At 24.1% G+C, this 4,827-nt stretch carries 5 protein-coding genes; all 5 read right to left on the bottom strand.

Features of this window, described 5'->3' with window-relative positions; translation table 11 throughout:
* The coding region (locus tag U9O55_02080) for a hypothetical protein (protein ID MEA2088608.1) at positions 1–326 on the bottom strand (326 nt) is incomplete at its 3' end.
* Between the two features lie 11 nt (positions 327–337).
* Positions 338–1,285, bottom strand: coding sequence for a glycosyltransferase family 2 protein (locus U9O55_02075; protein ID MEA2088607.1), 948 nt, complete (start codon positions 1,283–1,285; stop codon positions 338–340).
* A 4-nt stretch (positions 1,286–1,289) separates the two neighbouring features.
* On the bottom strand, positions 1,290–2,105 hold the full coding sequence (locus U9O55_02070) for a glycerophosphodiester phosphodiesterase family protein (protein MEA2088606.1): 816 nt from the start codon (positions 2,103–2,105) through the stop codon (positions 1,290–1,292).
* Positions 2,098–2,820 carry a glycosyltransferase gene (locus U9O55_02065; GenBank protein ID MEA2088605.1) on the bottom strand — a complete coding sequence of 241 codons (723 nt, stop codon included), beginning with the start codon at positions 2,818–2,820 and terminating at the stop codon, positions 2,098–2,100. The genes U9O55_02070 and U9O55_02065 overlap by 8 nt, the downstream gene beginning before the upstream one ends.
* Positions 2,821–2,827: 7 nt before the next feature.
* Positions 2,828–4,270 (bottom strand): LTA synthase family protein, encoded by a 1,443-nt coding sequence (locus U9O55_02060; protein MEA2088604.1) that lies wholly within the window; start codon positions 4,268–4,270, stop codon positions 2,828–2,830.
* Positions 4,271–4,827: the final 557 nt, after the last annotated feature.

Raw genomic sequence — 4,827 nt, 5'->3', positions numbered from 1 at the left:
TAATTTTCTAGCTGACAAAAATTAAGATTAAAATATTTATGAAAAATATAATAGAACCCTGATCCAATAACAGATAGCATTGGAGGTTTAGAAGAATAACAATTTCCGTCTCTAAATATTTTATCGCCAGTATACGCGTGTTTTTCATTTATAGCTAAAGTTCCTTGTTCCACAATTGATTCCATTGTCATAAATCTTGAGGCTGAATTTACGTTCCAAATTTGTTTTTCAGTAAATAATAGCAGAAAAGACGCGAAAAAAATAAGAATTAAAAAAAAATAATTTCGTTTTAACGCATTGTTTGTTTTTTTAAAATTATTTTTCATTACAACTAAATTTATTTTTTAATATAATGAATTTTTTCTTTGCTTGAATTTTTTTTAGTAACAATTTCTCCCAAAAATCCCATAGAAATTAATTGAATTCCCATCATAATCAAAAGAATCCCAAAAAATAGCAATGGTCTGTTTCCGATAGGCCTTTGTCCTAAAAACCATAGCGTTGTTAAATATAAACAGGCAATTAGTCCAAAGAACAGAAATAAAAATCCTATGCCACCGAAAAAATGCGCTGGCTTTTTGGAATATTTAGTTAGAAAAAGTATGTTTATTGGGTCAAGCAGATAATTTTTAAATCTTCGCAGCCCGAATTTGCCATATTTTGATTTGCCGAATTTTCTGTTGTTATGTTTAATTTTCAATTCTCCGATTTTAAATCCTTTTTCATAAGCTAGCACAGGCAAAAATCTATGCAGTTCTCCGTAAATATTTATGTTTTTGATTACGTCTTTTTTGTAAATTTTAAAACCGCAATTAACATCATTAAGTTTTAGCCCGCTTAATAAAGAAACAGTTGTATTAAAAATTTTAGATGAGATTAATTTTATAAAACGATCTTTTCTGTTTTGCTTCCAGCCAGAAATCAAATCATATCCTTTATTTATTTTTTCTATAAAATTAGGAATTTCCAAGGGGTCGTCCTGCAGGTCAGCGTCCATTGTAATAATTAAATCTCCAATTGCTTCTTGAAATCCAATGTTTAACGCGATTGATTTTCCAAAATTTTTTTTAAAATGTATAATTATTATTTTTTCATTCGCTTGTTTTAATTTTTTTAAAATTTTGTAGGAATTATCAGTAGAGCCGTCGTCTATGTATATTATTTCATAATCAAAATTTAAAGAAGACAGGACTTCAATAATTTTTTTATTTAATTCCTCTATTGATTCAGCTTCGTTTAAAAGGGGAATTATTATTGATATTTTTTTAGCAAGATTTTGTTCCATATATTTAAAAACTATTTAATGAGTCAGTGTAAATTCCAAAAACGCAATAATTATTTTTTAATTTTTTTTCTTTCTTTTTTGAATTAACAGTATGCGCGAAAGTTGGAATGCCAAGTTGCAAAATCTTTTTAGGTAATTCTGTTTTTGCCCTATTAATTGGCATTGTTATTGCTAAAATATTTTTTTCTTTCGCAAAATTTAATATTTCCTTGTCGCTGTTGTTAATGCGATATAATGTTAATATTATATTTTTATATCCCATTTTTGAGATTTGATCATATTCTTGGAAATTATATATTTGCGGGATTATTCGAGAAATAATACCTGGATATTTTATTGAAATTTTTTTTAATATTTTAATATTATTTTTTGTTTTGACATCTGTGATTATACGCGCGTTATTTTTATTTTTTATCCATTCAATCAGCGTATTTAAATCAATCTGTGTTAAGCCATAATTCATTTTCCAAGACATAAATTCTTTATGCGAAGGAATTTTGTTTTGTGAAAAATATTTTTTAGAAGTGTTCTTCCAATCATGTATTAATACTATTTTATTGTCTGATGTTAATGATATATCAACTTCAAAAATTCTATATCCTTTTTCATAATTATAGTTTAAAGCTTCTAATGAATTAGTATAGTATAATTTTTTATATTCGCCTCCAGCATGGGCAATATATTTATCTAAATTTATATTATTTTTTATTTTTGAATAATTACATTTTGTTGTTTTATTTAAACAAATAGTTAAATAATAAAATCCGCTGATAAGAATCAATATTATAATTATTAAAAGTGTAAAATTTTGTTTAAGCATTTTTTATTCTTTTTTTTAACTCTAAAAGATTTTTAATATATTTAAAACCAAGCGGTATGATTTTTACTCTGCTTTTGTTTTTTTTCTTGCGTTTTTCTTCCCATTGAATAGGAATTTCTTTAATTTTATATTTAAAATGTTCTGCTAAAATTAACAGTTCTAAATCAAAAAACCATTCATTATTTTTTATTTTTGGAATAATTTTTTCAACTGTTTTTTTATTAACGGCTTTAAAACCACAAGGCAAATCTGATATATTAGAATTAACTATAATTTTTTTAATAATACGCAGGATGTGCGAAATCATTTTGCGTAACATTGGTTTTTTTATTATTGATTGTTTGTGAAATCTAGAACCAGTAGTTATATCATAATTTTCTTTTTTAATAGAATTTATTAATTCAGGCAAGGATTTTAAATCAGTCGCCAAATCAGCGTCCATAAAAATGTAAATGTCAGCTTCAAATTTTTGCCATCCAGATTTTATTGCTATGCCTTTGCCTTGTTGTTGAATAAATAAATATTTAACTTGTTCAAATTTTCTTGTTAATTCTTTCGCGATTTTAGCGGTATTATCAGTTGAATTGTTATCCGCGATAACAATTTGCCAGTCATATTCATCTGCTTTTTTATTTAAAAAATTAAAAATTTGAATAACATTATTGTTAAGTATTTTTTCTTCATTATAGCATGGTAGTGTGATATTTAATTTCATAATTTATTTAATGTATAAAATTAGCGCATTTATTATAAATTTTGTTAATTGTATTTTGATTAGTAATTTGAATTTCATTTTTTTCAAAAGGATCTGTTTTAGTATTATAATAGACCATTTTATTTTCGTAAATGTCGTAGATATAATGATAGTGGTTCATGAAGAAATTTAAGTACTGATTTCCAAAAGGCTGTATGGAAAGAACGCAATTTTCATTTTTATTTTTAGCTTTGCCAATTAATTCATTATAAAAAGAATTGCTAATATATTTTCCTTTTTTCATTTTTATGTCAAGCAAATCCAATAAAGTTGAAAATATATCAATTTGGCTATAAAGGGAATTTACAATTTTTCCCTGCTGAATGTTGTTTTTGTTATTTATGGATAAAAAAACAAAAGGTATTGAAAAGTTTTCTTTATAAGACTTATGTTCTATCCAGCTTTTTAAATATATGGGATGAGCGTTATCACTATATATAAATATATATTTTTTTCTTTTATCATCAATAAGTTTTTTTAAAAAATCGTTTAAATAATAATCCTGGATGTAAGCGCTATTAGAAATCGCGTTATGTAAAGATCCATTATTTTCAAAAGGCAGTTTTTTATCAAATTTATCATTTTCTTCAAATGGAATATGACCGCTGGCGCTTGTGGCAATGTATATAAATTTTTTTTCATCTTTATATTTTTTTAAATATTCGTATATTCTTTTGTAAAAAATATCCTCCCTATATCCCCAGTTTAATTCAGGGTCGCCTTTGCGCATAATATCTTTGTTGTGATTTTCAGAAAATCCAATTTTTTTCATAAATTTCCCAGTATCACTGAATTCTAAATCATGGGCTTTAAAAAAAATAGTTTTATATCCATCCCATTCTAAGATTTTAGGCAGGCAAATAATATTTTCCATTATGCCGTGTTTTAAAGGAGCTATTATTGGCGGTATAGAGCATAGAATGCTTTCTTCGGTTCTGATTGTTTGCGTTGTATTGCTTAAAAAATTATCAAATCTTACTCCGTATCTATCAGAATATTTTAAAAGTTTTGGCATTGTATTTTGATTTACAACAAGACTATTAATGCTTTCAAGGTGTATAAAATATATATCAATATCTTTGTCATTGATTGGAAATATAAATTCAGATTTGTTAATTTCAGAATAATGATTTAAAAGAGAGCTATATTTTTTGTCATAGTTTTTTATTATGTTTTTTTGTTTTGAAAAAATTTTTTCAGCAAGCTCTATCATAAATGGTTTATGTCTTATATGAATATTAACAGCAGGTATGTATAATAGTATTAAAAATAGAGATATTAACACATTTTTTTTGATTTTTATTTGCTTTAAATTTTTTAGAAAACATATTAAAGATATTATTATTATAATTCCAGCTGATAACAGGATTAAAAAAGTTGTTTTGCCTATAACTAAAATAATTGTTTGCAAAACCTCTTTAGCATTATACCAAAAAAAATAAAAGTCAAAGGGGTGCCTGTATTTGAGAGCGTACTCTATAATAAGAAACAAAATAATATAATAGAATATTATTATTATAACGCATAAATATTTTATTAGTTTGTTTTTTATTATTACTTTTTTGTTTAAAGAAAAAAATAATATGGGAAATAAAAACACGTAGATTAATAACAAAAAAATATAAAGAGTATTTTTAAAATCCAATCCATAATTTTTTTGTTGAATATAAAATTCTGATGTAAAAAAGTATAGTAACGCTAAAATAAATAGAATATTAAAAATTGTATTTAAAAATTTATTTTTTTCAAAAATACTATAATATATTTTAATAAAAAATTGCTTGTAAATTTTAAATATATTTGTCATAAAATATTGAGCTATTTTTCTATTATCGTGAAATCATTTCCTAAGCCAGAAAAATGCTTTAAAATTTTTCCTTGAATGTTATATTGATTATCGCTAATAACATATAATATTTTGCCTTTAATTGCTGGAATTTCATTATTTAAAAACATATATTTATTTGA

It is taken from the genome of Patescibacteria group bacterium, from assembly GCA_034660655.1.
Taxonomy (GTDB): domain Bacteria; phylum Patescibacteriota; class Patescibacteriia; order JAACEG01; family JAACEG01; genus JAACEG01.
This window is presented reverse-complemented; position numbering and strand designations above follow the sequence as displayed.